At 56.6% G+C, this 24,087-nt stretch carries 29 protein-coding genes and 1 other RNA gene; 19 read left to right on the top strand and 11 right to left on the bottom strand.

Going from position 1 to position 24,087, the window contains the following annotated elements; genetic code table 11:
- Positions 1-22 precede the first annotated feature (22 nt).
- Genes AC2FLA_RS02920 through fumC form a run of 4 tightly spaced genes read right to left on the bottom strand, consistent with a single transcriptional unit; the run spans position 23 to position 2,323 of the window.
- Positions 23-241 (bottom strand): ribbon-helix-helix domain-containing protein, encoded by a 219-nt coding sequence (locus AC2FLA_RS02920; RefSeq protein WP_496720340.1) that lies wholly within the window; start codon positions 239-241, stop codon positions 23-25.
- Complete coding sequence (locus AC2FLA_RS02925; protein WP_496720342.1) at positions 238-414, bottom strand: DUF4169 family protein; 177 nt, start codon at positions 412-414, stop codon at positions 238-240. The genes AC2FLA_RS02920 and AC2FLA_RS02925 overlap by 4 nt, the downstream gene beginning before the upstream one ends.
- The gene (gene aroQ / locus AC2FLA_RS02930; protein WP_496720343.1) at positions 411-935 is read right to left on the bottom strand and encodes a gamma subclass chorismate mutase AroQ; all 525 of its coding nucleotides are present in this window, start codon (positions 933-935) and stop codon (positions 411-413) included. Before aroQ ends, AC2FLA_RS02925 begins: the two co-directional genes overlap by 4 nt.
- Entirely contained in the window at positions 932-2,323 is a 1,392-nt protein-coding gene (gene fumC / locus AC2FLA_RS02935) for a class II fumarate hydratase (protein WP_496720345.1), read from the bottom strand. Before fumC ends, aroQ begins: the two co-directional genes overlap by 4 nt.
- Positions 2,324-2,530: 207 nt before the next feature.
- Here fumC and AC2FLA_RS02940 point away from each other — a divergent pair, with 207 nt between their 5' ends.
- A complete protein-coding gene (locus AC2FLA_RS02940; protein ID WP_496720347.1) occupies positions 2,531-3,094 on the top strand; it encodes a hypothetical protein in 564 nt (187 codons plus the stop codon).
- Between the two features lie 33 nt (positions 3,095-3,127).
- On the opposite strand, the gene AC2FLA_RS02945 is transcribed toward AC2FLA_RS02940, so the two are convergent.
- From AC2FLA_RS02945 to AC2FLA_RS02975, 7 genes are all read right to left on the bottom strand, one after another.
- Entirely contained in the window at positions 3,128-3,589 is a 462-nt protein-coding gene (locus AC2FLA_RS02945; RefSeq protein ID WP_496720348.1) for an SspB family protein, read from the bottom strand.
- Positions 3,590-3,665: 76 nt separating this feature from the next.
- The gene (gene chrA / locus AC2FLA_RS02950; protein ID WP_496720350.1) at positions 3,666-4,919 is read right to left on the bottom strand and encodes a chromate efflux transporter; all 1,254 of its coding nucleotides are present in this window, start codon (positions 4,917-4,919) and stop codon (positions 3,666-3,668) included.
- A complete protein-coding gene (locus tag AC2FLA_RS02955) occupies positions 4,916-5,731 on the bottom strand; it encodes a chromate resistance protein ChrB domain-containing protein (protein WP_496720351.1) in 816 nt (271 codons plus the stop codon). Before AC2FLA_RS02955 ends, chrA begins: the two co-directional genes overlap by 4 nt.
- Positions 5,732-5,857: 126 nt before the next feature.
- The gene (locus AC2FLA_RS02960) at positions 5,858-6,289 is read right to left on the bottom strand and encodes an ester cyclase (protein ID WP_282168355.1); all 432 of its coding nucleotides are present in this window, start codon (positions 6,287-6,289) and stop codon (positions 5,858-5,860) included.
- Between the two features lie 99 nt (positions 6,290-6,388).
- Positions 6,389-6,734: a transfer-messenger RNA gene (gene ssrA / locus AC2FLA_RS02965) on the bottom strand.
- 36 nt (positions 6,735-6,770) lie between these two features.
- Entirely contained in the window at positions 6,771-7,133 is a 363-nt protein-coding gene (locus AC2FLA_RS02970; protein WP_058277883.1) for a DUF4345 family protein, read from the bottom strand.
- A gap of 10 nt (positions 7,134-7,143) precedes the next feature.
- Positions 7,144-7,875: a FadR/GntR family transcriptional regulator gene (locus AC2FLA_RS02975; RefSeq protein ID WP_496720353.1), complete on the bottom strand. Its 732-nt coding sequence runs from the start codon at positions 7,873-7,875 to the stop codon at positions 7,144-7,146.
- An 86-nt stretch (positions 7,876-7,961) separates the two neighbouring features.
- Between AC2FLA_RS02975 and AC2FLA_RS02980 the strand changes: the two genes are divergently transcribed.
- From AC2FLA_RS02980 to AC2FLA_RS03065, 18 genes are all read left to right on the top strand, one after another.
- The gene (locus AC2FLA_RS02980) at positions 7,962-8,753 is read left to right on the top strand and encodes a DUF2182 domain-containing protein (RefSeq protein WP_496720355.1); all 792 of its coding nucleotides are present in this window, start codon (positions 7,962-7,964) and stop codon (positions 8,751-8,753) included.
- Positions 8,754-8,757: 4 nt separating this feature from the next.
- Positions 8,758-9,462 carry a DUF1326 domain-containing protein gene (locus tag AC2FLA_RS02985; RefSeq protein WP_282118485.1) on the top strand — a complete coding sequence of 235 codons (705 nt, stop codon included), beginning with the start codon at positions 8,758-8,760 and terminating at the stop codon, positions 9,460-9,462.
- Positions 9,462-9,968 (top strand): DinB family protein, encoded by a 507-nt coding sequence (locus AC2FLA_RS02990; protein WP_496720357.1) that lies wholly within the window; start codon positions 9,462-9,464, stop codon positions 9,966-9,968. Before AC2FLA_RS02985 ends, AC2FLA_RS02990 begins: the two co-directional genes overlap by 1 nt.
- A complete protein-coding gene (locus AC2FLA_RS02995) occupies positions 9,969-11,072 on the top strand; it encodes a dimethylsulfoniopropionate demethylase (protein ID WP_496720359.1) in 1,104 nt (367 codons plus the stop codon).
- 58 nt (positions 11,073-11,130) lie between these two features.
- Positions 11,131-12,126 carry an acryloyl-CoA reductase gene (gene acuI, locus AC2FLA_RS03000; RefSeq protein ID WP_496720361.1) on the top strand — a complete coding sequence of 332 codons (996 nt, stop codon included), beginning with the start codon at positions 11,131-11,133 and terminating at the stop codon, positions 12,124-12,126.
- A gap of 185 nt (positions 12,127-12,311) precedes the next feature.
- Positions 12,312-12,875 carry a ribosome recycling factor gene (frr, locus tag AC2FLA_RS03005; protein WP_058271567.1) on the top strand — a complete coding sequence of 188 codons (564 nt, stop codon included), beginning with the start codon at positions 12,312-12,314 and terminating at the stop codon, positions 12,873-12,875.
- Between the two features lie 9 nt (positions 12,876-12,884).
- A complete protein-coding gene (gene uppS / locus AC2FLA_RS03010; RefSeq protein WP_109311554.1) occupies positions 12,885-13,616 on the top strand; it encodes an undecaprenyl pyrophosphate synthase in 732 nt (243 codons plus the stop codon).
- Entirely contained in the window at positions 13,613-14,395 is a 783-nt protein-coding gene (locus tag AC2FLA_RS03015; protein ID WP_496720364.1) for a phosphatidate cytidylyltransferase, read from the top strand. The genes uppS and AC2FLA_RS03015 overlap by 4 nt, the downstream gene beginning before the upstream one ends.
- The gene (gene dxr / locus AC2FLA_RS03020; protein ID WP_496720366.1) at positions 14,395-15,567 is read left to right on the top strand and encodes a 1-deoxy-D-xylulose-5-phosphate reductoisomerase; all 1,173 of its coding nucleotides are present in this window, start codon (positions 14,395-14,397) and stop codon (positions 15,565-15,567) included. The genes AC2FLA_RS03015 and dxr overlap by 1 nt, the downstream gene beginning before the upstream one ends.
- 4 nt (positions 15,568-15,571) lie before the next feature.
- The gene (gene rseP, locus AC2FLA_RS03025; RefSeq protein WP_496720367.1) at positions 15,572-16,924 is read left to right on the top strand and encodes an RIP metalloprotease RseP; all 1,353 of its coding nucleotides are present in this window, start codon (positions 15,572-15,574) and stop codon (positions 16,922-16,924) included.
- A 90-nt stretch (positions 16,925-17,014) separates the two neighbouring features.
- Positions 17,015-17,143 (top strand): hypothetical protein, encoded by a 129-nt coding sequence (locus AC2FLA_RS03030; protein ID WP_496720369.1) that lies wholly within the window; start codon positions 17,015-17,017, stop codon positions 17,141-17,143.
- Between the two features lie 123 nt (positions 17,144-17,266).
- Positions 17,267-19,627, top strand: a complete 2,361-nt coding sequence (gene bamA / locus AC2FLA_RS03035) for an outer membrane protein assembly factor BamA (protein ID WP_496720371.1) — start codon at positions 17,267-17,269, stop codon at positions 19,625-19,627.
- Positions 19,628-19,658: 31 nt separating this feature from the next.
- Positions 19,659-20,219, top strand: a complete 561-nt coding sequence (locus AC2FLA_RS03040; protein ID WP_496720373.1) for an OmpH/Skp family outer membrane protein — start codon at positions 19,659-19,661, stop codon at positions 20,217-20,219.
- 72 nt (positions 20,220-20,291) lie between these two features.
- Complete coding sequence (gene fabZ, locus AC2FLA_RS03045) at positions 20,292-20,765, top strand: 3-hydroxyacyl-ACP dehydratase FabZ (RefSeq protein WP_472723733.1); 474 nt, start codon at positions 20,292-20,294, stop codon at positions 20,763-20,765.
- Entirely contained in the window at positions 20,762-21,547 is a 786-nt protein-coding gene (lpxA, locus tag AC2FLA_RS03050; protein WP_496720375.1) for an acyl-ACP--UDP-N-acetylglucosamine O-acyltransferase, read from the top strand. The genes fabZ and lpxA overlap by 4 nt, the downstream gene beginning before the upstream one ends.
- Positions 21,548-21,550: 3 nt before the next feature.
- Entirely contained in the window at positions 21,551-22,345 is a 795-nt protein-coding gene (locus AC2FLA_RS03055) for an LpxI family protein (RefSeq protein ID WP_496720377.1), read from the top strand.
- Positions 22,345-23,511: a lipid-A-disaccharide synthase gene (gene lpxB / locus AC2FLA_RS03060; RefSeq protein ID WP_496720379.1), complete on the top strand. Its 1,167-nt coding sequence runs from the start codon at positions 22,345-22,347 to the stop codon at positions 23,509-23,511. Before AC2FLA_RS03055 ends, lpxB begins: the two co-directional genes overlap by 1 nt.
- Positions 23,504-24,079 (top strand): hypothetical protein, encoded by a 576-nt coding sequence (locus AC2FLA_RS03065; protein WP_496720381.1) that lies wholly within the window; start codon positions 23,504-23,506, stop codon positions 24,077-24,079. Before lpxB ends, AC2FLA_RS03065 begins: the two co-directional genes overlap by 8 nt.
- Positions 24,080-24,087: the final 8 nt, after the last annotated feature.

Raw genomic sequence — 24,087 nt, forward strand, 5'->3', positions numbered from 1 at the left:
AGGATGTCAGAGCAAGACTGATTTACTTGGATTGATACCAGTTTAGAATGAAAACCCTTATGGCCGATGCAAGTCCGATGTCCGGGTCACGCTCGATATCAATTTCGGCCGCCAGAGCGTTGATCGGTAGGTTTTTTTCCTTGGCAATGGTCCGGAACGCCTGCCAGAATTCATCTTCCAGCGATACGGATGTCCGATGGCCTTTCAGCGTCAGGGATCGTTTGACTGGGCGTCCGCTCATTTGTCCAACTTACGGCCTTCATGGTCTTGGTTCAGCTTGTGCTGCTGTTTTTTCGCCAGATCCTTTTCGGCCTTGTTGCGCCCAAAAGTAATGGCGTTTTGATCAGCGCGGGCCTTGTTTTCGGTCCGCGCTTTTTCTTTTCGATATTTGTTCAGATTGACCGGTTCCGTCATTGCGCAAGTCTCACTTTGGTCAGACTATCGAACAATTCCGCGCTGCTGTCATCTGAAAGGCATTCGACACTCACGGTGTCCAGAAAATCGGCCTGCGACGAGGGTGAGACCGGTGGTTGATCGGACAATGTCTCAAGGATCTTCCCGCCCAGATCCAACAGTGCAGGGCGTACCTCGGTTGTCAGGTCCGCATAGTTTTCGGGAACAGAGGTATGGTCTTCGGTCCACCGTTCAATCCAACAGGATTGAATCTCTTTCGCGGCTTCGATCTGCACTTCGAAAAAAAGCTGCGCGCTGTCCGGGTCAACGCCCGCAAGCGCTGCTTGTTCCAAGGTTTTGTCAATTACGACTTTCTCACGCTCAAGGTCTTCGACCGGGCGGTCATTGGCGTGTTTGAACGCAGCAACGTCCTGCATCCATTCCAGCCGAGAGTCGATCAGGTCGAACAGGTCAGCCTGAGCTGAGGTCGCTGTGCCCGCAATAAGCAGGCACAGGCAGGTTGGTTTGCGCCACGCGATCATTTGGGGCCGATCATGTGCTCGGGCCGGACAACCGCATCGAATGTCTCCTCATCAACAAAGCCCAGCGCAATGGCCTCTTCCTTGAGGGTCGTGCCGTTCTTATGCGCCGTTTTGGCGACAGTAGTGGCGTTGTCGTAACCGATGGTCGGGGCCAGCGCCGTGACCAGCATCAGCGATTCCTTCATCAGCTTGTCGATGCGCGGTTCATTGGCCTTGATGCCCAGCAGCATACGCTCGGTAAAGCTGTCGGTGGCATCACCCAGCAGCTGAATGGATTGCAGCAGATTGTACGACATCATCGGATTGTAGACGTTCAACTGGAAATGACCCTGTGAGCCAGCGAATTTCATCGCCGCATCGTTCCCGATTACATGCGCGGCCACCTGAGTCAGCGCTTCGGCCTGCGTCGGGTTCACCTTGCCGGGCATGATTGACGAACCCGGCTCATTCTCAGGCAGGATCAGCTCACCCAAACCAGACCGCGGGCCAGAGCCCAGGAACCGGATGTCATTCGCGATTTTGTAGCAAGAGCCAGCAATGGTCGCCAGCGCGCCTGACAGGAACACCATGGCGTCATGTGCAGCGAGGGCTTCGAACTTGTTCGGTGCCGTTACGAAGGGCAGGTTAGTGATGTCAGCCATGTTCTTGGCGACGGCCTCATCCCAGCCATCATGCGTGTTCAGGCCGGTGCCGACAGCGGTACCGCCTTGCGCCAGTTCATAGATGCCGGGCATTGCAGCCTCGACGCGAGCGATCCCTTGGCGGATCTGGTGCGCATAGCCGCCGAATTCCTGTTCCAGGGTCAAAGGGGTCGCATCCTGAGTGTGTGTGCGGCCGATCTTGATGATACCGGCAAACTCTTTGGCTTTCGCTTCCAGCGCGGATGCAAATTTCTCAAGCCCGGGCAGCAATACGTCGCGCACGCTCATGGCGGTGGCAATATGCATTGCTGTCGGGAAAGTGTCGTTCGACGACTGCCCCATGTTGCAGTGGTCGTTGGGGTGCACCGGTTCTTTTGAACCGATCACACCACCCATGATCTCAATCGCGCGGTTTGCGATGACCTCATTCGAGTTCATGTTCGACTGAGTGCCCGAACCGGTTTGCCAAACGACCAGCGGGAAGTTGTCGTCAAACTTACCCTCAATCACTTCACCCGCGGCCTGGATAACAGCGTCGGCGATCTTGGCATCCAGCTTGCCGATGGCTTTGTTCTCCATCGCGCAGGCCTTTTTTATAACGCCCAGCGCCCGTACGATAGCGACGGGTTGCTTTTCCCAGCCGATCGGAAAATTCATGATCGAGCGTTGAGTCTGTGCACCCCAATATTTGTCGGCGGGAACTTCCAACGGGCCAAAGCTGTCGGATTCGGTGCGGGTCTGGGACATCGGTCACTCCGTCTAGTATGCAGTCGTATGCCGTTTACCCGTGACGGCGTCATCGCGCAATCGGCCAGTTGCGCGCACCATAAGCGTAAGCCGACCAAAGGTATAGGCGTTGGGGTGGGGCATTTTTCTTTGATACACAGGTGCTAGGACCATTGTGTGCGCCTGTGACTGGGGTAGAATAGCAAGATCAAAACGCTGGAGGGTCAGGTGCTGCAATTTAACGGGGTTAATCCGCTGCGGCTTATCGCATTCGCGGTGGGTGCCGTATTCTGGCTTGTCTTTGCCAATCTTCAGGCCCAGGCCGGGGACATCACGCCCTTTATCGGGGATTACGTAGGTTCAGCCAATTTGGTTGACGATGACGGTACCGAAACCCCACGCGATATGAGCGTTTCGATCCATCAAACCAAAGAGGGATTTAACGTCAGCTGGAAGACCACGACCTATAAGCCGGATGGCCGGGTCAAAGATCAATCCTTCTCGATCGATTTCAAGCAATCTGACAGGTCCGACGTGTATTCAGCGGCGATGAAACGCAATGTGTTTGGTCACGAGGTGCCCCTGGACCCAATGCAAGGCGAACCGTTCGTGTGGGGCCGGATCGAGGGCGAGACTCTGACGGTGTTCTCGTTGTTCATTGATGAAAACGGTGGCTATGAATTGCAGCAGTTCGATCGCACGCTGGCCGAGGGTGGGCTGAACCTGTCCTTTTCGCGGTTCCGTAACGGGATTAAATCCCGCTCGGTCGATACGTTCCTCGAAAAACAGTAAACCCCGCGAGAGGCGGGGTTTGTAAGTCTGAGCCTACTTTCTGAAGCTGTCCAGTGAAACGACATCCGCGTCTTGCTGGATCGGAGTTTCCTCAACCTCAATCGTTTCATCAACGATATGGGTTGCGACCTCTTCTTCGTCCTCCGGGCTTTCAAAACGCAGCCCGAATTCAACCGACGGGTCCACGAAAGTTTTGATCGCATCATACGGAATATAAAGCGGTTCGGGCGCGTCACCGAAATTCAGGGTGATCGCGAAACCATTGTCGCCGACCTCAAGGTTTTCGAACCAGTGCTGCATGACGACCGTCATTTCTTCGGGGTAACGTTCGCGCAGCCAGTCAGCTATTTCAACTCCGTCCTGCCGTGTATCGAACGTGATAAAGAAATGATGCGCCCCAGGCAGACCGTTTTCAGAAACGTTGGTCAGAACCTTCTGAATGAGGCCGCGCATCGCGGTGTGCATCAGGGTTCCATAATCGATGTCCTGCGACATGTGTGATCCTCAAAAGTGGTTATCCCAAGCATAGGGGATTCGTTCGGAAACGAAAGACCGGGAGTTGGTGGATTGTTCAAAGAAAATGAAAACCGATTCCGGCCACGGCCATCAGAGCCAGGGTCATTCCCATGCCGAATTTTAGCTTGAATATCAACACCCCGGCCATGAACGTCAAAAGCAGCGCTTTTATGTTCAGTGTTGCAAGTTCGGGCCATGGGATGGTTAGGGGTCCCCATGCCAATTCCGGGATTGTTCCGAAAAGAACGTTAAGAGCAAACCACACGGAAAGGTTGAGAATCACGCCAACAACCGCCGCCGTTATCCCGTGCAAGGCTGCGGACAGCCGTGGACGGGCGGCCAATTGGTCAAGATAGGGCGCGGCAAGGAAGATCCACAGGAAACACGGAACAAACGTGGCCCAAAGTGCCACCGCGCCAGCGGCAAGTGCCAAAGGGAAGCCGCCTGAAATCTGCCCCGTCAGCATGGCCACAAATTGCGTCACCAGTATCAAAGGACCCGGCGTTGTTTCCGCCAGCCCCAGCGCATCAATCATCTGATCTGTGCTGATCCACTGATACTTGTCGACGACGGTTTGGGTCATATACGCCAGAACCGCATAGGCGCCGCCGAACGTAACAACCGCCAGACGGGCGAAGAACCACCCGAGATCGCTCAGCAATTTCTGACCAGTCACGCTCAGCAACACCAATGGGCCAAGCCATAGGGTCAGCCAGATGGCACAGGCGCGCAGCGGGCGCGTCGTACTTGGGGCAGGGGGTGTTTGGGCGGTGTTGGCCTCACCCTTGAAGCTCAGATACCCCCAAAGCGCTGCAGCCAGAATGATCAAGGGAAAAGGCAGGTTAAAGGCAAAGATTGCAACAAAGCCCAATCCGGCGATTGCTCGGTGTTCCACATCGGTCAGGGCTTTGCGTGACAGATTTCTAAGCGCCTGAAGGACAATGATGATTACCGTGGCCTTCACACCAAGGAAAGCGGCCTGAACCAGAGGCAGGTCCCCAAAAGCTGCGTAAAGCCCTACTAAAACGGCGATGATCAGCGCGCCGGGAATAACGAACAGGCCGCCGGCGATCAACCCTCCGGTCACACCGCGCAGCCGCCAGCCGGCATATGTGGCAAGTTGCATCGCCTCGGGCCCGGGCAACAGCATGCAAAAGGACAGCGCCCGCAGATACGATTGTTCGTCCAGCCACGGGCGTTTTTCCACCAATTCCTGATGCATCAGTGAGATTTGAGCCGCAGGCCCCCCAAAGGACAAAAGCCCGATGCGTCCAAAGATACGAACCAGCTCCGATAGGGTCGGAGTCATGATTTGCGATCCATTGGCCAGTCGTGTTGTTCTTCAAACCCGTCGCGCGCCCAGCGATACAGCGCATCGTACAGATGCATTCCTGCAGCAAGGTTTTCGTGATCGTCACGGTATTGCCGGGACAACCCGACAGAGACCGCAAGCAACCCGGCAGCTTCTGGTGCAAGGTCATGGCGATTGGTGTCTGCGGCCCTAACGATCGTTGCAAGCCGATCCAGCGCGGGCATGTGTAGTGCGAATTCGTCCAGCATAGTGTCAAAGGTACATTTGTCTTGCCGGTGGCTCCAATGAGCGCCTTCGATGTCAAAAGGGGTCGCGTCAAATATTGCAGCGGTGGCGTCGACTTCCGACGGGGCAACAAACAGGAACCGGGCATTTGGGTCCACAAACCGCCGGATCAGCCAGGGGCAGGCGATGCGATCGATCTTTGGTCGGTGTCGAGTTACCCAAAGGGATCCTTCGGGCTGCAGCATCGAAAACGCCTTCGCAGGCACACGCGGCGCGTCTGGCATGTCTCGCCACGCAAACATACCGCCCTCCAGATACTCGGCCTGAACACCTTCGCCCCGCAACAAAGAAACGACGGCCTGGCTGAGTTTCTTGCCTTTCTGGCAAATTACGACTGCAGGTCGGTCACCGATCAGGTTGACCAGCCCTTCGATATCTTTCGCAGGATGGCGTATTGAGCCGGGGATAAGATACGGGTCAGCCTCAAAATCCACATCCATACAGATGTCGATCAGAATGGGGGATTGCGGCGTACCTATCAGTCTTAACAATTGCTTTGGGGTGATCGAGTTTGGCGCGGGCACAGCATGTCTCCTGGTTTTGTCGGATACATGCGAAACTTGGGCTGACGCCTCACGGGGTGTTCGCAATCTTACCCCATGGCACTTGCTACCGCGTAAGCGCCGAGGGGGTCAAGATTGCTTATTTGGTCAGGCCCAATCCAGCCTTTGACCGGTCATACACACAGGCAAAGTGTCCTGCGGGAACTGGCCGAGCTGTTCGAAGAGTGAGATGAAATCGAACTGGTTATACGCCTCAACCATTCGGCCGTTTTTGATCCGCCCCATGACGCTGCCGGTGGCCTGAAGCGGGGCACCATTATCGGCGCGCGTTGTGCGCAGGTGAATGATGGCGGATACCCAATCGCCGTTTTCGATGATTTTGGGCATATCGACCTGAATGTCCCCAAGGATATGGCGAAAGGCCATGACCAGATCCCGGAAATCATCCGCACCGACCTGCATTTCCGGAATAAGCCCTTCAGCCATGGCTTCGGGGGCGAAATATTGGTCAATCGCGTCGGTATTGCCGTTTTCCCAAACCTCGGAATACCACTCTCTGAGTAGATCTGCGTGCGACATCCCAGCTCTCCTTATTCTGCTGGGGTCAGCATGAGACCAAAAAGTGAAAAAACTCTGAACATGTACATGCCCAGCGAAAAACTCAGACTTTAAGTGGAAAGTGCAGGTTTCTGTTGCCAGGTACCTGCGAACCCCGCCTTACGCGGCTAGGCGCAAGGACTTAAGTTTCGGTCTTGCTACTGCTTACGCAGCAACTGCAACCGGAGCACGATTGTCATTTGCAATTGTACTTTTCGGGCCGATACGGTGGCACCCCGCCGAGACAAAGCTAACCCCTTTAGACGTTCGTCGATCCTATTTCGGCCCCATGATCCCCAAATGAAGGATGTTGGTGGAGCCGCCGGGTACCGCCCCCGGGTCCGATCCGCTTATTACGAGCGCGTTTATGTCCATAGTCCCGAAGGACATACCCTATATAGGTGAGCCTGCGGGTAGATGCAAACCGGGAATCTTGCCGGGCGTTGGAAATAATTACAGTGGGTTAGGCGGCCCTGTTGATGTTGGCCAGTATCAACCAAAGTGCAAGGACCAGTTCGATTCCACCAAAAGTAGCCGCCTTGACCAACGGTGGGTTGTCCAGAAAGACTGAAACAAACCGGCCCAATGCCGCGCCCGCGTAGACAACCCCCAGCATGGCGTAGGCCATCGGGTTGTTGAGGAACAATACAGCCACGCCAGTGACGACGAAAAGCCCGCCGACCGAAGCACGCATCTCGCTCAGTCCCATGTTGCTGTTGGTGGTGCTCAGATCCAGCGCGCCCAAAGTAAAGCTGGGCGCGAGAAACCCGAACAAGCCGAACCCAATGGTCATGAGGGCTGCAATCACGTTCAAAGCGGTGGTCATTTCATCTTCCTTACGCCGGACTACGTCGCTGCTGCGCCACGTCTTGCGCCAATTGTCTTGTGTAGCTCTCAAGCTCAACTAGCGTCGCGTCCACTTTGGTCGAGTCGCGATTTTCCAGCGCATTGGCGATCTGATTGTGGAAGGCAATAATTGCTTCCCGGGACCGCGCCGTGAAGGTGATCATGTTCATCAATGGCTGCATGGCTTCGACCGCGCCGGCCAGTTGATAAGACAGCACGGGATTGCCTGCGCCATCCACCAGGGCTCGGTGAAACGCCACGTCCGAGGCGCAGAATGCCTCATCCGTCAGGCCGGGTTGGGATTGGCGGTGAACTTCGGCCCGCATGGTGGCCAACTGATCCGCTGTACGGCGTTGCGCGGACAAGGCGGCGCAGGCGCGTTCGAGCGCAAAGCGCGCTTCGCAGGCGGTGTCGAAACTGACTGCATTCATCGACAGTAGCAGGGTCGAGGTCGTGATCTGTTGGGAATACGCACCCTCGAAACTTAACCGGTTCACAAATGCACCACCGCTTGCACCGCGTTGCGTGCGGATCAGGGATTGCGCCGCAAGACGCTTCAAAGCCTCGCGCACGGTTGGGCGAGATACCTGGAATTGCTCGGACAATTCTGCCTCGGAGGGCAAACGTTCATCCACGATCAATTCGCCCGAGATGATTGCGTCACGAATAGCCTGAGCGATCTGAGCCGACAGATCAGCAGGTTTTTTGGGGTCGATTTTCATATTCCGGGGACCGTTGGTGAATTTTTATTTGTCTGACATTTAAAAGTCTGACATTTGAAAAGCAAGGACTGAGTCGGGAGGAGCGCGTGAGTCGCACAGTTCTACGCACCGCATTTTGGCTGGGGTTTTATGCCCTGATCCTGTCCGCGTGGTCGGTTATGTTCACAATGAGCCGCGACATGGATCTGGATTGGATCGGTCGCCCCGGCCCAATGGGTCAGGCCATGGCGGCCATGGACCCGCGTATGGACATGTATATGCCCATGGCCGAGTTTGGCCCGCTGTTCTGGATGTGGGCTATCATGATGGCGGCGATGATGCTGCCGACGCTCGTGCCGACGTTACGCAGCTATGACGATCTGATCCGCAGCGCCAATGGCTCGCGCGCAGGTTGGTTGGGTGTTCTGTCCGGATATCTGGTCGTCTGGGTTGGCTTTGCAGCTTTGATCACCGGTGTTCAGTTGGCGCTTTTGTTTGGTGGGGTCGTTGACATGCTGGGCATCGGTAAATCCAGGTATTTCGCAGGCGGCTTGATGATCGCCGTCGGCGCATTTCAGTTCACCCGCGCGAAAGAGGTCTGCCACGGCGTCTGCCATGCCCCCATGTCCTATTTTCTGGGGCACTGGAAAACCGGGTTCACTGGCGGATTGCGCATGGGGCTGGGTTTGGGCGCATTCTGTGTGGGCTGCTGCTGGGGCTTCATGGCGCTTGGTTTTGTTGGCGGTGTCATGAGCCTGTTGTGGATGGGTCTCGCGACCCTGTTCATGGTTTTGGAGAAACTACCCCAGATCGGGCACGCAGTGACCCGACCGATGGGATTTGCATTGATTGCGGGCGGTCTTGTTCTGCTCGTCTATCCAATAAGCTACGGAGGATAAGCCTATGGCTAAGAACAGAAAACCCGAGGCCGACAAGCTGCCGATCAGTCAGCGCATTGACAGCCGTATGCCTAATCCCAAGCGGCGCGAGATGAGCCCGACAGATTGGGCAATCAAAGGCGAATTGATCCTGAACTGCTCGTGCGATGTGTTCTGCCCCTGCGTGGTTTCATTGGGCGCGCATCCTCCGACTGAGGGGCATTGCCACGCGTGGATGGGTATTATCGTTGATGAGGGCCACTATGAAGGCGAAGACCTGTCCGGTCTGAATGTCGGGCTGCTGGTCGATATTCCGGGCCGAATGGGCGAAGGGCAGTGGAAAGTGGCCGCTTATGTCGATGAGCGTGCCAGCGGCAAGGCCTACAACGGGCTGTTGCAGATCTTCAGCGGTCAGGCGGGCGGGACCACCGGTTTGTTTACCATGCTGGTCAGCGAGATTATCGGGGCCGAGCGCGCTCCGGTTCAGATTGAGCGCGACGGCAACAAACGCCGCATCGCGATTGGCCGCAAGATTCAGGGTGAGATTGAGATGCTGGGCGGCAAGGACCCCGAGCATCCGGTCATGGTGTCAAACTCGAAATATTGGATGGGTCCGGACATCATCGTGGCCCGCGGCACCAAGTCCAAGGTGCGCGACTACGGCCGTGTCTGGGATTTTGGCGGAAAATCTGCCGAAATCTGCCCAATTGACTGGCATGGGCCAAAGTGATGATCACCGCCGCCTATGCGCAAGAGATGGCCCGATATAATCACTGGCAAAACAGTCAGTTGAAGGGGTTTCTTGCCGCACTTTCGAATGAGGACCTGACCCGCGAGTGCGGAGCGTTTTTTGGTTCGATCCTGGGCACGGCAAATCATCTGCTTTGGGGGGACTGGATATGGATGTCGCGGTTTGACAAAGGGCACGGTCCCGGCGGCGGCATCCCGGAAAGCCCGTCACTTTGCGCCGATCTGGCAGAATGGTTGCCGCTGCGCGATCAGATTGACCAGCGGATCACCCAATGGGCTGTGTCCTTGAATGACGAGGACCTGCGCGGCCCGTTCACATGGTTCTCGGCCGCCAAAGAAGCCGATGTCACGAAACCGTATGCGCAATGCGTCAATCATTTCTTCAACCACCAAACACATCACCGGGGCCAGCTGCATCAAATGCTGACCGAAACAGGTTCTGCTGCACCGGTGAGCGATCTGGTTTTTCTGCCTGAGGAGGCTTAAGTGGCTCAGATCTCACTCTCGCGTCGCCTGCGCCGAACACCTTTTTCGGATGGTGTCGAAGCTGCTGGGGTTAAGGGATATACGGTATATAACCGTATGTTATTGCCCACTGTTTTTGAATCCGTCGAAGCGGACTACCGGCATCTGAAAACCCATGTGCAGGTTTGGGATGTTTCCTGCGAACGGCAGGTCGAACTGCGTGGGCCGGATGCCGCGCGGCTGATGCAAATGCTGACGCCACGGGACCTGCGGCGGATGTTGCCCGGTCAGTGCTTTTACGTTCCCATTGTCGATGAAACAGGCGGAATGCTGAATGATCCTGTGGCGGTGAAGCTTTCGGAAGATCGGTGGTGGATTTCGATCGCCGACAGCGACCTGTTGCTTTGGGTCAAGGGCATTGCCAACGGATACCGTCTGGATGTGCTGGTCGACGAACCCGATGTGTCTCCGCTGGCGATACAGGGGCCGAAGGCGGATGACCTGCTGGCCCGTGTTTTTGGCGACCGGGTGCGTGACATTCGTTTCTTTAAATTCGACAAGTTCGAGTTCGAGGGACGTGAACTTGCAATCGCGCGTTCCGGGTATTCCAAACAAGGTGGTTTCGAAATCTATGTCGAGGGTTCGGACATCGGTATGCCCTTGTGGAACGCGCTGTTTGCGGCGGGCGAAGACCTGCAAGTCCGTGCGGGCTGTCCCAATCTGATCGAACGGATTGAGGGTGGGTTACTGTCATACGGCAACGACATGACCGACGACAACACGCCGCATGAATGCGGTTTAGGCAAGTTCTGTAACACCCATACGGCGATCGGTTGTATTGGCCGAGACGCTCTGCTGCGCGTGGCCAAGGAGGGGCCGGTGCAACAAATCCGTCCGATCGCAATCGACGGCGACGCTGTACCACCATGCGACCGCCCTTGGCCGGTAGTGGCTGCAGGCAAGCGGATTGGCCAGATTACGTCGGCCGCATGGTCCCCGGATTTCAACACCAATGTTTCAATTGGAATGGTCAAACTGAGCCATTGGGAACCCGGCACACGGATTGAAATTGAAACACCGGACGGAATGCGTGGCGCAACCGTGCGAGACAAGTTCTGGATATGAACGGGAATTATCAGTTCAGCAAAGGCTGGTGACTGGTTGAAAAGAAAGGAAAGTTGAAATGTTCAATGCGTTGGTAATGGATAAGGACGAAAACAGCGGACTGGCAAGCGCTTCGGTCAAACAGCTTTCCGTTGGGGATCTGCCCCATGGCGAAGTGACAATCGCTGTTGAGTACTCGACCGTAAACTACAAGGACGGCCTTTGCATGTCGCCGAAGGGCGGCGGGCTGGTGCGCAGCTATCCGCACGTACCCGGCGTTGATTACAGCGGCACGGTCGAGGCGTCCTCGGACGATCGCTATAATCCCGGCGACAAGGTCGTTCTGACTGGCTGGCGTGTGGGTGAAGCGCATTGGGGCGGGTATTCCCAGAAAGCCAACGCTCTGGCCGACTGGTTGGTTCCATTGCCCGAAGGTCTGGACACACGTCAGGCCATGGCTGTGGGCACGGCCGGATTCACAGCGATGTTGGCGGTTATGGCGCTTGAGGATCAAGGCATGCAGCCGGGACATGGTCCTGTACTGGTGACCGGGGCCGCTGGCGGTGTTGGTTCGGTTGCGACCGCCATTCTGGCCAATTTGGGCTATGAGGTAGCTGCCGTGACAGGTCGACCAGAGGCGGGTGAATATCTGAAATCACTCGGCGCCACCACGATAGTCCCACGCGAGGTTTTAAATGAAACCGTGAAACGCCCGTTGGAAAGCGAGTCCTGGGCCGGGTGCATTGACGCGGTGGGGGGCGAGATGTTGGCCCGAGTGCTGGGTCAGATGAAATACGGTGCCTCAGTCGCAGCCGTTGGTCTGGCCGGAGGGGCAGGGCTGCCCGCAAGCGTCATTCCGTTCCTGTTGCGCGGTGTCAACCTGCTTGGCATCGATAGTGTGATGCAGCCCTATGACAACCGGGTGCGCGCATGGCAACGCGTCGCAACCGACCTGCCGATGGACAAGCTCGAGGCAATGGTTCATCCCGCGACCCTGGGCGATCTGCCTCAATTAGGTGCGGATATCCTAAAAGGGCAGGTCAAAGGCCGTGTTGTTGTCGATGTAAACGCCTGATTCCTATGCACATGGTCGAACCGGCTGACATCAATGTTGGCCGGTTCAGTTGCCATTGAAAGAACCCGAAAATGCCAGAAACACCTCTGGTCATTGGCTCAATTCCAGATCATCATTGCTATACATCCCATTTGCGATGGACTATGAGCCATGCAAACATCACCTGAAGACGGGGAGTGAGCAGCATGTCTGACGATTTTGAACTGGACACCGACGATCTGAAGCGCCGTATGGATGGCGCCATGGGCAACCTTAGAACTGAATTCGCTTCGCTGCGAACGGGCCGTGCGTCGGCGTCAATGCTGGAACCAGTTATGGTTGATGCCTATGGGTCGATGACCCCGATCAACCAGGTCGGCACCGTGAACGTCCCCGAACCGCGTATGGTGACGGTGAATGTTTGGGACAAAGGCCTGGTGGGCAAGGTTGAAAAAGCGATCCGCGAAAGTGGTCTGGGCATCAACCCCCAGCTGAACGGCACCATCATCATGCTGCCGATCCCCGAATTGAACGAAGAACGCCGCCGCGAGCTGGGCAAGGTTGCCGGGCAATATGCCGAGCACGCCCGTGTTTCGATCCGTAACGTCCGTCGCGATGGCATGGACCAGATCAAAAAAGCCAAGGCTGACGGCATGTCAGAAGACGATCAGAAGTTCTGGGAAAGCGAAGTCCAGGACCTGACCGACCAGATGATCAAGAACGTAGACGCCGCGCTTGAAACCAAGCAGGCCGAGATCATGCAGGTCTGAGCCCGCATCATGCCTGACACCACGCAACCCTCACCCGCTATCGGGCCACGCCACGTAGCCATCATCATGGATGGGAACGGGCGTTGGGCACAGGCGCGCAACCGGCCCAGGCTGTTTGGGCATCAGGCCGGTGCCCGGCGGGTAAGGGAAGTGGTCGAGGCCTGTCCGGAATTGGGCATCAAGTATCTGACTGTCTTTGCCTTTTCGACCGAGAACTGGAAACGGACCCAGGTCGAAGTCGCCGGGTTGATGAGCCTGTTTCGACGGTACATCATCAAAGAAGCGCGCAACCTGACCAAAGCCGGTGTGCGCGTGCGCTTTATCGGCGATCGGGTCCGTCTGGATTCCAAGCTGACGGAACTGATGGACACTTTGGAGGTTGCAACCCAGCACAACGATCTGGTGCACTTGACCATTGCTTTGAATTACGGCGGTCGGGATGAGGTTGCCCGGGCGACCAAACGGCTGGCGCGTGACGTCGCCGAAGGCCATTTGCGCCCTGAGGACGTGGATGAGGAAACTCTGCCCAAGTATTTGGATACGCACGTTCTTCCCGATCCGGATCTGGTGATCCGAACCAGTGGCGAAGCCCGTATATCCAACTTTCTTTTGTGGCAATCCGCCTATTCGGAATACGAATTCATTGACACGCTCTGGCCCGACTTCACCTCGGCCGAACTTGAACGGTTATGCCGAAATTTTGGAAGCCGTGACCGGCGGTTCGGAGCGGTTCCGGCATGAGCGAGGGCCGATGGTCTGACCTAACCGCCCGTGTTCTGTCTGCCGCGGTGCTTGTGTGCATCGGTTCGGTCGAAGTGTGGCTGGGGGGGCTGTGGTTCGAAGCCTTTATCGCAATCGCCTGCGGATTAATGACCTGGGAACTGGTGCGGATGATCGATCCCGACCGCAATGGTGTCGCGATCCAGTTGGGCATTCTCACCGGTGTTGCGGTCGTGCTCAGCTATCATCTTCCGCCGCTTTATACGCTGCCATTCCTGCTTGCACCGGCCTTGGTCGGGGCAGGGCAAATCAGTCGCTCCAAGGGGATCTATGCGCTTTTCGCTCTCTGGATCGCTGCGTCGGGTCTGGGCTTCATCTCAATCCGCGAAAACATGGGGTTCGGCTGGATGGTCTGGCTGATCTCGGTGGTCGTGGCAACGGATGTTGCGGGATACTTTGTTGGCAAAACCTTTGGCGGCCCTAAGTTCTGGCCAAAGGTCAGCCCAAAGAAAACATGGTCGGGCACCGCAGGCGGGTGGGCAGCTGCAGCTATAGTTGGCACGATCTTTGCCGTGCATGCCGGTTTTGGCGTCATGTTTGTGGTGATTTCGGTGCTTGCGTCGATGGCCAGTCAGGCCGGGGACATTGTCGAAAGCGCAACCAAACGCAAATTTGCGGTTAAGGACAGCTCGAACCTGATTCCAGGTCATGGCGGGTTTCTGGATCGCTTTGACGGCATGATGGGTGCGGCCCTTTTTGTTCTGATAGCCGGGATTCTCTATTCCCCCGGAGCGATGTGATGCGCAAAATCTCAATCTTCGGCGCGACCGGATCAATTGGGCAGAACACGATTGATCTGATTGATCGCGACCCCACCGCGTATGACGTCGTCGCTCTGACCGGCGGGGCGAATATCGAAAAACTGGCGGAAGATGCCCGGCGTTTGAACGCCGATGTGGCAATTACGGCCTATGAAGACCGTCTGGATGATCTGCGCGCGGCCCTTGCAGGTTCGGGTGTCGTAGTGGCCGCTGGTCAAAATGCGCTGACCGAAGCTGCGGCACGGCCCGCCGATTGGGTTATGTCGGCCATTGTGGGCGCAGCCGGTCTGGAGCCGGGCCTTGAAGTCCTAAGGCAGGGCAGCACGCTGGCGTTGGCCAATAAGGAAACGCTGGTCTGTGCCGGCGCGTTGGTTCTTGAGACGGCCAAAGCGAACAATGCGCGGCTTTTGCCGGTCGACAGCGAACATTCAGCCGTATTTCAGGCGCTTGTCGGCGAGGATATGTCTGCGGTCGAGCGTATCATCATCACAGCAAGTGGCGGCGCGTTCCGCGATTGGCCACTGAGCAAGCTAGCGCATGCAACAGTCGAGCAAGCCTCGAGCCATCCGAACTGGGATATGGGGCAGCGGATCACAATCGACAGCGCGTCAATGTTCAACAAAGCGTTGGAGCTGATTGAAACCAAAGAATTCTTCGGCGTGCCCCCGGATCAGATCGAAGTGCTGGTGCACCCGGAATCCATCGTTCATGCCTTAGTCGGGTTCCAGGACGGCGCTGTCATGGCCCATATGGGCGCCCCGGATATGCGCCATGCCATCGGGTACGCTCTCCACTGGCCCGACCGGAAGGGTTTGCCGGTCGAACGGTTGGATCTTGGAAAACTTGGGCAGCTGAGGTTCAGTGAACCTGATGAGGCGCGGTATCCCGCGCTGCGCTTGGCACGCGCCGTGATGGAACGCGGCGGCCTGTCAGGTGCTGTTTTCAACGCCGCTAAAGAACGGGCGTTGGATCGGTTCATTGCGCGTGAAGTCGGTTTCCTTCAGATGGCCGACATAGTCGAGACCGTTCTGGACAGGTTCGAGGCCGCAGGCGACCTTATTGATGCCCCTTTAACCCTTGATAACGTGCTGCAAACGGACCATTTGGCACGTATGTGGGTCGATGACATCGTCATCCAACGAGCAGGATAAAATTTTGGACGTACTTTCTCTGATCCCTCAGTTCGGCAATTTGCTGTATACGATCATTGCCTTTGTCATCGCACTTTCGGTGATCGTCGCAGTGCACGAGTACGGCCATTACATCGTTGGACGCTGGTCCGGTATTCATGCCGAGGTGTTCTCGGTCGGGTTTGGCCCGGTTCTTTGGAGCCGCATCGACAAGCGCGGCACACGGTGGCAGGTCGCCGCGCTGCCTTTTGGTGGGTATGTCAAATTCCTGGGCGACGCGAACGCGGCGTCAGGCAAAGACGAAACCGCGATGGAGGAAATTACCGAGCAAAGTCCGGAGGATCTGCGTCGCACAATGCATGGGGCACCTCTTTGGGCCCGGTCGGCTACGGTTGCCGCAGGTCCGGTTTTTAATTTCATCATGTCGATCCTGGTGTTTGGCTTGATTTTCTTGACCCAGGGCGTGACCAAAGACCCACTGACGGTCGGGACCTTGCACCCTTTGCCCGGCACTGTTCAGCAATTGCAGGACGGTGACGAAATCGTCGCCATTGGCGGTGTCGCAGTGCCCGATTTTGACGAGGCGGGCGCGTGGGCTGACTTTGTTGACGCTTTGCCGGTGGAACCGGTTCTGGATTATACTGTCATCCGCGATGATCAGACCATGGATGTGACCGGTCCCTGGCTGTTTCCGCCCCTGATTCAGCAAGTTAGCCCCCGCAGTGCGGCCATGGATATCGACCTTCAGCGTGGTGATGTCATCACGTCGGTCAACGGGGACCCGATCTTTGCATTTGATCAGTTGAAAGAGCATGTCGAAGGGTCCGACGGGAAAGTTCTGTTGCTGAATGTCTGGCGCGACGGGGCAGATCTTGAGTTCGCACTTGCCCCGCGCCGCACGGACGAACCGCAGTCAGAAGGCGGCTTTGTTACACATTGGCGCATCGGTATCGTTGGCGGGATGATGCTGGAACCCGCGACCGAGGCGGCCGGAGTTCTTGAATCCATTTCGGGCGGTGCACGTCAAACACTGCGCATTATAGACGGGTCGCTGTCCGGTATTTGGCACATGGTTACGGGGGCCATAAGCACCTGCAACATGTCCGGCCCGATTGGTATTGCCGAAACCTCGGGTGCCATGGCCAGCCAAGGTGCGCAAAGCTTCATCTTCTTTATCGCCGTGCTGTCTACCGCTGTTGGCCTGCTGAACCTGTTTCCAATACCGGCCCTGGACGGCGGACATCTGGTGTTTTATGCCTATGAAGCTGTTACAGGCAAACCGCCAAGCGATGGCGCGCTGAAGATATTGATGGGGGTAGGGGTATCCTTGATCCTCGGCTTGATGATCTTCGCCCTGTCCAACGATCTGTTCTGCTAATTGCGGCAATGCGCGCCAACAATAGCCGCAATTTCGCCCCAATCCGCAGATAGTTTTATCGCGTCTCAAATTTATGCGGCAGATGCTCAAATGACCAAGACACTTCGAAAATCGTATCAAAGCTTTAGCTTCCTGTTCATGTTGAACTGGGACTTTTTGCTGTTTTTCGGTGCGACTGCACTCGCCATCGGCGGCTGGGCCTTCTTGGCCAACATGTGATTCTTAACAAAAATTGAACACGATTAGCAGCGGCCCACTGGGCCGCTTTGTGTTTTCGTCTTTTGACAAGGAAACCTAATCTCGCTACTCAACAATAAAGTCCTAAAATTCGGGTAGAAAAAAATGACTGATAGGCGAGGCGCAGGCACATCCTGCGGGGGGCAGAAGCCAGCAAACAATATTTTGTGGCAGACGCTACGTATTTTTTCTTTTGTTTTTGTAGCAAGCTTTACCTTCCTGCCGGAGGTTGCGAGCGCGCAAAGCTACACTATCAATTCGTTCGATGTTGAGGGTAACAGGCGGATCGAAAGTTCGACAATCATTGCCCGAACTGGAATCCAACCCGGCCAGACAGTGACCGCCGGACAATTGAACGATGCGTTTCAGCGTTTGCTTGACAGTGGTGTTTTTGAGACAGTTGAACTGACGCCGCGTGGAAGCACACTGGTGATCGAGGTCGAAGAATATCCGACGATCAACCAAATCAGCATCGAAGGGAATCGTCGCGTAAAAGACGACCTTCTGCTTGAGGCGATCAATTCTCAACCCCGCCGGGTTTTCACACCACAACTTGCTGAAGCCGACGCGGATCAGATCGCCGAAATCTATTCCGCGCAGGGCCGCGTTTCCGCGACCGTCATCCCACGCATCATTCGCCGCAGCGACAACCGCGTCGATCTTGTCTTTGAAATTGCCGAGGGCACCACGATCGAGGTCGAGCGTGTCAGCTTTGTCGGCAACCGGGCATACTCGGATCGCCGCTTGCGCCGAATTCTTGAGACAAAACAGGCCAACATTCTGCGCACGTTCCTGCGCGGCGACACGTTTATCGCTGACCGGATCGAGTTCGATAAGCAAGTCATCCGCGACTTTTATCTGTCGCGCGGATACGTGGATTTCCGCGTGAACAGCGCAAACGTCGAATTCACCCGCGAACGTGACGCGTTCTTCCTGGTGATGAACATCACCGAGGGGCAGAAGTTCTCGTTCGGTAAGATTTCGACCGTCAGTGAAATCCCCGGGGTGGATCCCGCCGCATATCAAGCGGCGTTGAAAATCCGTCCGGGTGTGACCTATTCCCCGTCTCTGATTGAAAGCTCGATCGCGCGTCAGGAACGGTTGGGTTTGAAACAGGGTGTTGATTTCCTGCGGGTCGAACCGCGGGTCACACGTAACCCCCGCGATCTTACGCTGGACGTTCAGTTTGTTCTGACCAGAGGTCCGCGGATTTTTGTTGAACGTATCGACATCGAAGGCAACACAACGACATTGGACCGCGTGATCCGTCGCCAGTTCGATACGGTCGAAGGTGATCCGTTCAACCCGCGCGAAATCCGCCAAAGCGCCGAACGTATCCGTGCTCTTGGGTTCTTTGCCGTGGCCGACGTGGAGCCGCGCGAAGGGTCCACGCCCAGCCAGGTGATTGTGGATGTGGACGTCGAAGAACAGCCCACCGGCTCGCTGAGCCTTGGTGGTAGCTACTCGATTTCCGACGGTTTCGGGATTGCAATTGGTCTGAACGAATCCAACTTCCTGGGTCGCGGTCAAAACCTTGGGTTGACCCTGTCGACAGCACAAGATTCCGAGCAATACATCATCAACTTCACCGAACCATACTTGCTGGGTCGCCGGTTGCAGTTCGATCTTGGTCTCGGCCTGGCATCGACGAATTCGAGCTTTGCGAGTTACGATACCAAGCGCGTCTTCTTCGAGCCGCAGCTGAGCTACGCAATCAGCGAATTGTCTTCGCTCCGTCTCCGCTATGGTTGGAACCGCAGCGAGATGACGCAGCAGGATGATGAAGTGAACGGTGCTGTTATCGCTTCGGAAATCGAGCAGGGTAAGCGGACATCCAGCACGCTGGGTGTATCCTACCTCTATGATAGCCGACGCGGTGGTCTAAACCCGAATGCGGGCGTTTTGTTTGAGGTGGGCGTTGATGCAGCCGGTCTTGGCGGCGACAACGAGTTCTACAAGACCACAGCGCGCGGCATCGCGCAGACACGTGTCCTGAACGAGGAAGTTGTTCTGCGGGCATCGATGGAAGTAGGTGCACTGCATTGGCAGGGCGACGACTTCAGCCGTGTGCTCGACCGCTTCTTGATTGGTCCGAACACGTTCCGTGGCTTTGAACCTGCGGGTCTGGGTCCGCGAGACCTGTCGAACGGCCAGGACGATGCGATCGGTGGTAACTACTACTGGGTTGCCCGCTTTGAATCAGACTTCCCGCTTGGCCTGCCCGAAGAACTGGGGCTGCGCGGCGGTGTGTTCTACGATGTTGGTAACGTCTACAACATCAACAACGTGAACACCGCTGGTGCCGACATCGTGGGCGCGGACGGGTCTGTCCGCCATGTGATCGGTGTGTCGGTTCTGTGGGAAACGCCTTTTGGGCCGCTGCGGTTCAACTTCTCGAAAGCCTTGAAGAAAGAAGATTTCGACAAGGAACAGAACTTTGACCTGACCGTTCAGGCACGGTTCTGATCGCCAGATGTTGAACCGGATATTTAATGAAGTGCAGGGCCCAATTCGGGCCCTGTGCGTTTTTCTGGTGCTGGCCTGCGTGTCGACCGCTCAGGCGCAGCAACTAGGCGTTCCTCAGGCGAATGTTCTGACACTGTCCAGCGACCGGTTGTTTTCCGAGTCGCAATTCGGTCGCCGCGTCATGCGCGAGATCGAAATCGAAGGCACATTGCTGGCCGACGAGAATGAACGGATCGTCGCTGAGCTGAGCAAGGAAGAAAAAGACCTGACCGAAAAGCGCGCAGAACTGCCAACCGAGGAGTTTCGCCCTCTGGCCGAGGCCTTCGACAATAAGGTTCAGTCGCACCGCGAAAGTCAGCGCGCCAAACTGGACGCGCTTGCGCGCCAAAGCGAGGAAGCGCGCCAGACTTTTCTGGTTCTTGTGCAACCGATCCTGATCGAGTTGTTGCGCGAATCCGGGGCATCGGTGGTTATCGAGCGGTCCAATGTCTTTCTCAGCTCGGACCGAACCGATGTGACGGACACGGCGATTGCGCGGATCAATAAACAGATTGGCGATGGCAGCCAACTTGAAGACGAAAGCAAAGAATAGGTTTGCTTGCCCTTAAGGCGCGGTGTTGCTAACCACGCGTCAAAGAGAAATCCAGAACGGGACGACTGCACTATGACCACGGAAACCAAAAGCGCAGACATTCAGCTGATCCAGCGGATATTGCCTCACCGCTATCCGTTTCTGCTGGTCGACAAAGTCGTCGATATCTCGGGCTTTCAATCGGCTGTTGGCATCAAGAATGTCACCATGAACGAGCCGCATTTCCAAGGCCATTTTCCGGGAACCCCGATCATGCCGGGCGTGACCATTGTCGAGGCGATGGCACAGACCGCAGGGGTCATGCTGGGCGTGGGCATGGATGTGATCGACAGTGAGCTGCTGATCTATTTCATGAACATCGACAAATGCAAATTCCGTCGCAAGGTAATCCCGGGCGACGTGCTTGAGATGCATGTCGAAACGGTTCGCGGTAAAAAGGGTGGCAAGATCTTCAAATTTGCCGGTCGCGCCACGGTCGAAGGAGAGGTCGCGGCCGAGGCCGAGTTTTCGGCCTATGTCGACTGGGATATGGAAAAGACCACATGAGCGGCATCCATCCAAGCGCAATCATCGAAGACGGCGCGCAGATTGGTGAAGGCTGCGTCGTAGGTCCGTTTTGCTATGTGGGTCCTCAGGTCAAGCTTGCGGATCGGGTCGAGCTGAAATCGCATGTTGTGGTGACCGGTGATACTTCGGTTGGTGAAGAAACCGTGATCTTCAACTTTTCGGTCATCGGAGAGATCCCGCAGGATCTGAAGTTCGGTGGTGAGAATACGCGCCTTGAGATCGGCAATCGCAACCGGATTCGCGAACATGTCACGGTGAATACCGGGACCGATGGCGGCGGTGGCGTTACGCGGATTGGGGATGATTGTCTGCTGATGGCGGGCGTGCATGTGGCCCATGATGTTCAGATCGGCAACCGTGTGATCATGGTGAACCATGCCGGTGCAGCGGGTCATTGCATCATTGAGGATGACGTGATTGTCGGTGGTATCTCTGGATTGCACCAGTGGGTCCGCGTCGGGCGTGGCGCGATCATCGGCGCATTGACCATGGTTCCGAACGACGTGATCCCATATGGCCTGGTTCAGGCGCCACGTGGCGAACTTGATGGTCTAAACCTCGTCGGCCTCAAACGGCGAGGTGTCTCACGTGAGGATATTGCCGCATTGCGGGCAGCCTTCCGCGAATTGTCCACGGGCGATGGTACGTTCATGGAACGGGCACATCGGGTCGGCGCGGATAACGAAAGCGAATACGTTCAGCGGATCGTCGATTTTGTCACCGGACATTCGGATCGGTCTTTCCTTACACCGGGGAAATAAACAATGCTGGCGCTGATTGCTGGAACAGGCGTTTTGCCGGGTGAAGTTGTCGCGCAATTGTCCGACCGCCCGGTGGTCTGCGCCATGGAGGGGTTCCGTCCGGACACTCTGACCCCGGATGTCGAATTTCCCCTGGAACAGGTTGGAACCTTTCTTGCCGACATCAAGGCGCGGGGTGTGACCCAGATCTGTATGGCAGGTGCCGTAGGCCGACCGCCCATTAACCCTGCAAGGATCGACGCGGCAACGATGCCTTTGGTCCCAATCCTGCAACAAGCCATCATGTCCGGTGATGATGCGGCGCTGCGCGCGGTCATCGGCATTTTTGAGGATGCAGGTCTGGAGGTTAAGGCCGCCCATGAAATCGCGCCGAACCTTCTTCCGCAACTCGGGTGTTTGACGCAGTCACAACCGTCCGAGGCTGATTTGGCTGATGCCGATCGCGCCTCGGGGGTCGTGCGGGCGATGGGGGCTGCGGATGTGGGGCAGGCCTGCGTGTTTTCAAAACGGCAGGCGCTGGCGATTGAGGGTATCTTCGGCACGGCATGGATGTTGCAGTCTCTGACTCAGCGCCCCGATGCGGGCGGCGGCATTCTGTTCAAAGCACCAAAACCGGATCAGGACACGCGCGCTGATTTGCCTGCGATTGGGCCGGATACTGTGTCTGGTGCAGTTGCGGCGGGGCTGTCGGGAATTGTGATCGAAAAGGGCGGTGTTCTTGTACTTGAGAAAGACCGTGTGATTGCGGAATGTGATCGGCTTGGCCTGTTCCTGTACGTTCGCGAGCGGACGAACTGATGCGGGTTTTCGTTGTCGCCGGTGAACCTTCGGGGGACCGGCTTGGCGGCGCGCTGATGGAAGGCCTGCAGTCTCTGGTTCCCGAGGTTGAATTCCAGGGCGTCGGCGGTCCATTGATGCAGGCGCAGGGGTTGGACAGCCTTTTTCCCATGTCCGAATTGTCGGTTATGGGACTGGTCGAGGTTCTACCCAAGTTCTTTCACCTCAAACGTCGAATTTCTGAGACAGCGCAGGCTGTTCTGGATAGCAATCCAGACGTTCTGATCACCATCGACAGTCCCGATTTCTCATTGCGGGTTGCCAAGCTGGTCAAAGCGCAAAGTACTATTCGCACAGTTCATTATGTTGCCCCCAGTGTCTGGGCCTGGCGTCCCGGGCGTGCGGACAAGATGGCCAAGGTCATCGACCATGTACTAGCCCTGTTGCCATTCGAGCCACCCTATATGCAGCGCGCGGGGATGGAATGTGACTTTGTCGGGCACCCTGTTGTCAGCGAACCAGTGGCGATCGAACTAGACATTCAGGCCTTTCGCGAGGCGTACGGTTTGGGCCAAGCGCCCATCGTTCTGGCCTTGCCTGGTTCGCGACGGGGTGAGGTTGATCGTCTGGCTCCGATCTTTGGTCAGGCGTTAAGCCTGTTTCTGAAACAGCGCCCTGACACGCGCGTTGTCGTGCCGGCTGTGGCCCATATGGTTGATGCGGTCACCGAGCAAGTTAAGGACTGGCCAGGGTCGCCAGTCGTGGTTGATCCGCGGGACTTGCCCTCGGACCAGGCTCAGGCGCAGAAAAGGGCGGCTTTTGCTGCGGCTGACCTTGCGCTTGCAGCGTCTGGTACAGTTTCGTTGGAACTGGCCGCACAGGCAACGCCAATGGTGATTGCCTACAATCTGAACTGGCTAACGACACTGATCGCAAAGCGCATGGTGAATTTGGACACAGCGACGCTTGTAAATCTGGTGTCTGAAACGCGCGCGGTTCCTGAATGCCTGCTGGATGATTGCGAGCCCGATAGGATAGCCTCGGCACTCTCAGACGTGGCCACCAGTCCGGATGCGCAGCGCAGCGCGATGGACGTGACCATGGACCGTCTGGGGCGGGGTGGTGAAGCGCCGGGTCTGCGCGCCGCCCGAGCGGTTTTGAACAGGCTGCCCAATCGCCATGATTGAACACATCCTGTTCGCATTTTCCGCGGCGATCGTGACCATTTCAACTAACCTGGACAATCTGGTCATCCTTTTCGGCCTGATCATGGTGATGGAGACGCGCCGGGCCGTGTTTGGCTTTGCCGCGGCGCAAATGATCATTCTGAGCCTGTCGCTTGTGATTGCCAGCGGGTTGGATCACAGCCGGTTTCTGAATTGGGTCGGTTATCTTGGGATTATCCCGCTGTCTCTGGGCATTTATGGCATCTGGCAACAACGGAAAGGCTCGGGCGGACGTCAACTGCCCGATACCGGGGCCATCACTTCGGTCGTAGCGTTGTTTCTGACCCTGTCGATTGACACGCTTGCGGCTATGACACCGCTGTTCGCGGATTCGACGCCAGCGTTTCGGTTGACGGCCATGATCGGGGCCGGGTGCGCACTGGCAATGTTGATCGGGATTGCAAGTTGGGGCGCACCACGCGCTCAGGTTTTAGGTCCGCGTTTTGCCAGGCTAGACAGGATCGCACCTTACATCATGGTAGCAGTCGGACTGTATATTCTGGTGAACAGCCCGACCGACGTCTTGTGATCCGGACG

The sequence above is a fragment of the Ruegeria sp. CDSA033 genome (genome assembly GCF_059612305.1).

What these genes read in the sequence shown, in the direction of transcription:
- AC2FLA_RS02920 (WP_496720340.1), bottom strand. Translation starts at nt 241, where the DNA reads ATGAGCGGACGCCCAGTCAAACGATCCCTGACGCTGAAAGGCCATCGG.
- AC2FLA_RS02925 (WP_496720342.1), bottom strand. Translation starts at nt 414, where the DNA reads ATGACGGAACCGGTCAATCTGAACAAATATCGAAAAGAAAAAGCGCGG.
- aroQ (WP_496720343.1), bottom strand. Translation starts at nt 935, where the DNA reads ATGATCGCGTGGCGCAAACCAACCTGCCTGTGCCTGCTTATTGCGGGC.
- fumC (WP_496720345.1), bottom strand. Translation starts at nt 2,323, where the DNA reads ATGTCCCAGACCCGCACCGAATCCGACAGCTTTGGCCCGTTGGAAGTT.
- AC2FLA_RS02945 (WP_496720348.1), bottom strand. Translation starts at nt 3,589, where the DNA reads ATGTCGCAGGACATCGATTATGGAACCCTGATGCACACCGCGATGCGC.
- chrA (WP_496720350.1), bottom strand. Translation starts at nt 4,919, where the DNA reads ATGACTCCGACCCTATCGGAGCTGGTTCGTATCTTTGGACGCATCGGG.
- AC2FLA_RS02960 (WP_282168355.1), bottom strand. Translation starts at nt 6,289, where the DNA reads ATGTCGCACGCAGATCTACTCAGAGAGTGGTATTCCGAGGTTTGGGAA.
- AC2FLA_RS02970 (WP_058277883.1), bottom strand. Translation starts at nt 7,133, where the DNA reads ATGACCACCGCTTTGAACGTGATTGCAGCCCTCATGACCATTGGGTTC.
- AC2FLA_RS02975 (WP_496720353.1), bottom strand. Translation starts at nt 7,875, where the DNA reads ATGAAAATCGACCCCAAAAAACCTGCTGATCTGTCGGCTCAGATCGCT.
- AC2FLA_RS02985 (WP_282118485.1), top strand. Translation starts at nt 8,758, where the DNA reads ATGGCTAAGAACAGAAAACCCGAGGCCGACAAGCTGCCGATCAGTCAG.
- AC2FLA_RS02990 (WP_496720357.1), top strand. Translation starts at nt 9,462, where the DNA reads ATGATCACCGCCGCCTATGCGCAAGAGATGGCCCGATATAATCACTGG.
- acuI (WP_496720361.1), top strand. Translation starts at nt 11,131, where the DNA reads ATGTTCAATGCGTTGGTAATGGATAAGGACGAAAACAGCGGACTGGCA.
- frr (WP_058271567.1), top strand. Translation starts at nt 12,312, where the DNA reads ATGTCTGACGATTTTGAACTGGACACCGACGATCTGAAGCGCCGTATG.
- uppS (WP_109311554.1), top strand. Translation starts at nt 12,885, where the DNA reads ATGCCTGACACCACGCAACCCTCACCCGCTATCGGGCCACGCCACGTA.
- AC2FLA_RS03015 (WP_496720364.1), top strand. Translation starts at nt 13,613, where the DNA reads ATGAGCGAGGGCCGATGGTCTGACCTAACCGCCCGTGTTCTGTCTGCC.
- dxr (WP_496720366.1), top strand. Translation starts at nt 14,395, where the DNA reads ATGCGCAAAATCTCAATCTTCGGCGCGACCGGATCAATTGGGCAGAAC.
- AC2FLA_RS03030 (WP_496720369.1), top strand. Translation starts at nt 17,015, where the DNA reads ATGACCAAGACACTTCGAAAATCGTATCAAAGCTTTAGCTTCCTGTTC.
- bamA (WP_496720371.1), top strand. Translation starts at nt 17,267, where the DNA reads ATGACTGATAGGCGAGGCGCAGGCACATCCTGCGGGGGGCAGAAGCCA.
- fabZ (WP_472723733.1), top strand. Translation starts at nt 20,292, where the DNA reads ATGACCACGGAAACCAAAAGCGCAGACATTCAGCTGATCCAGCGGATA.
- lpxA (WP_496720375.1), top strand. Translation starts at nt 20,762, where the DNA reads ATGAGCGGCATCCATCCAAGCGCAATCATCGAAGACGGCGCGCAGATT.
- AC2FLA_RS03055 (WP_496720377.1), top strand. Translation starts at nt 21,551, where the DNA reads ATGCTGGCGCTGATTGCTGGAACAGGCGTTTTGCCGGGTGAAGTTGTC.
- lpxB (WP_496720379.1), top strand. Translation starts at nt 22,345, where the DNA reads ATGCGGGTTTTCGTTGTCGCCGGTGAACCTTCGGGGGACCGGCTTGGC.
- AC2FLA_RS03065 (WP_496720381.1), top strand. Translation starts at nt 23,504, where the DNA reads ATGATTGAACACATCCTGTTCGCATTTTCCGCGGCGATCGTGACCATT.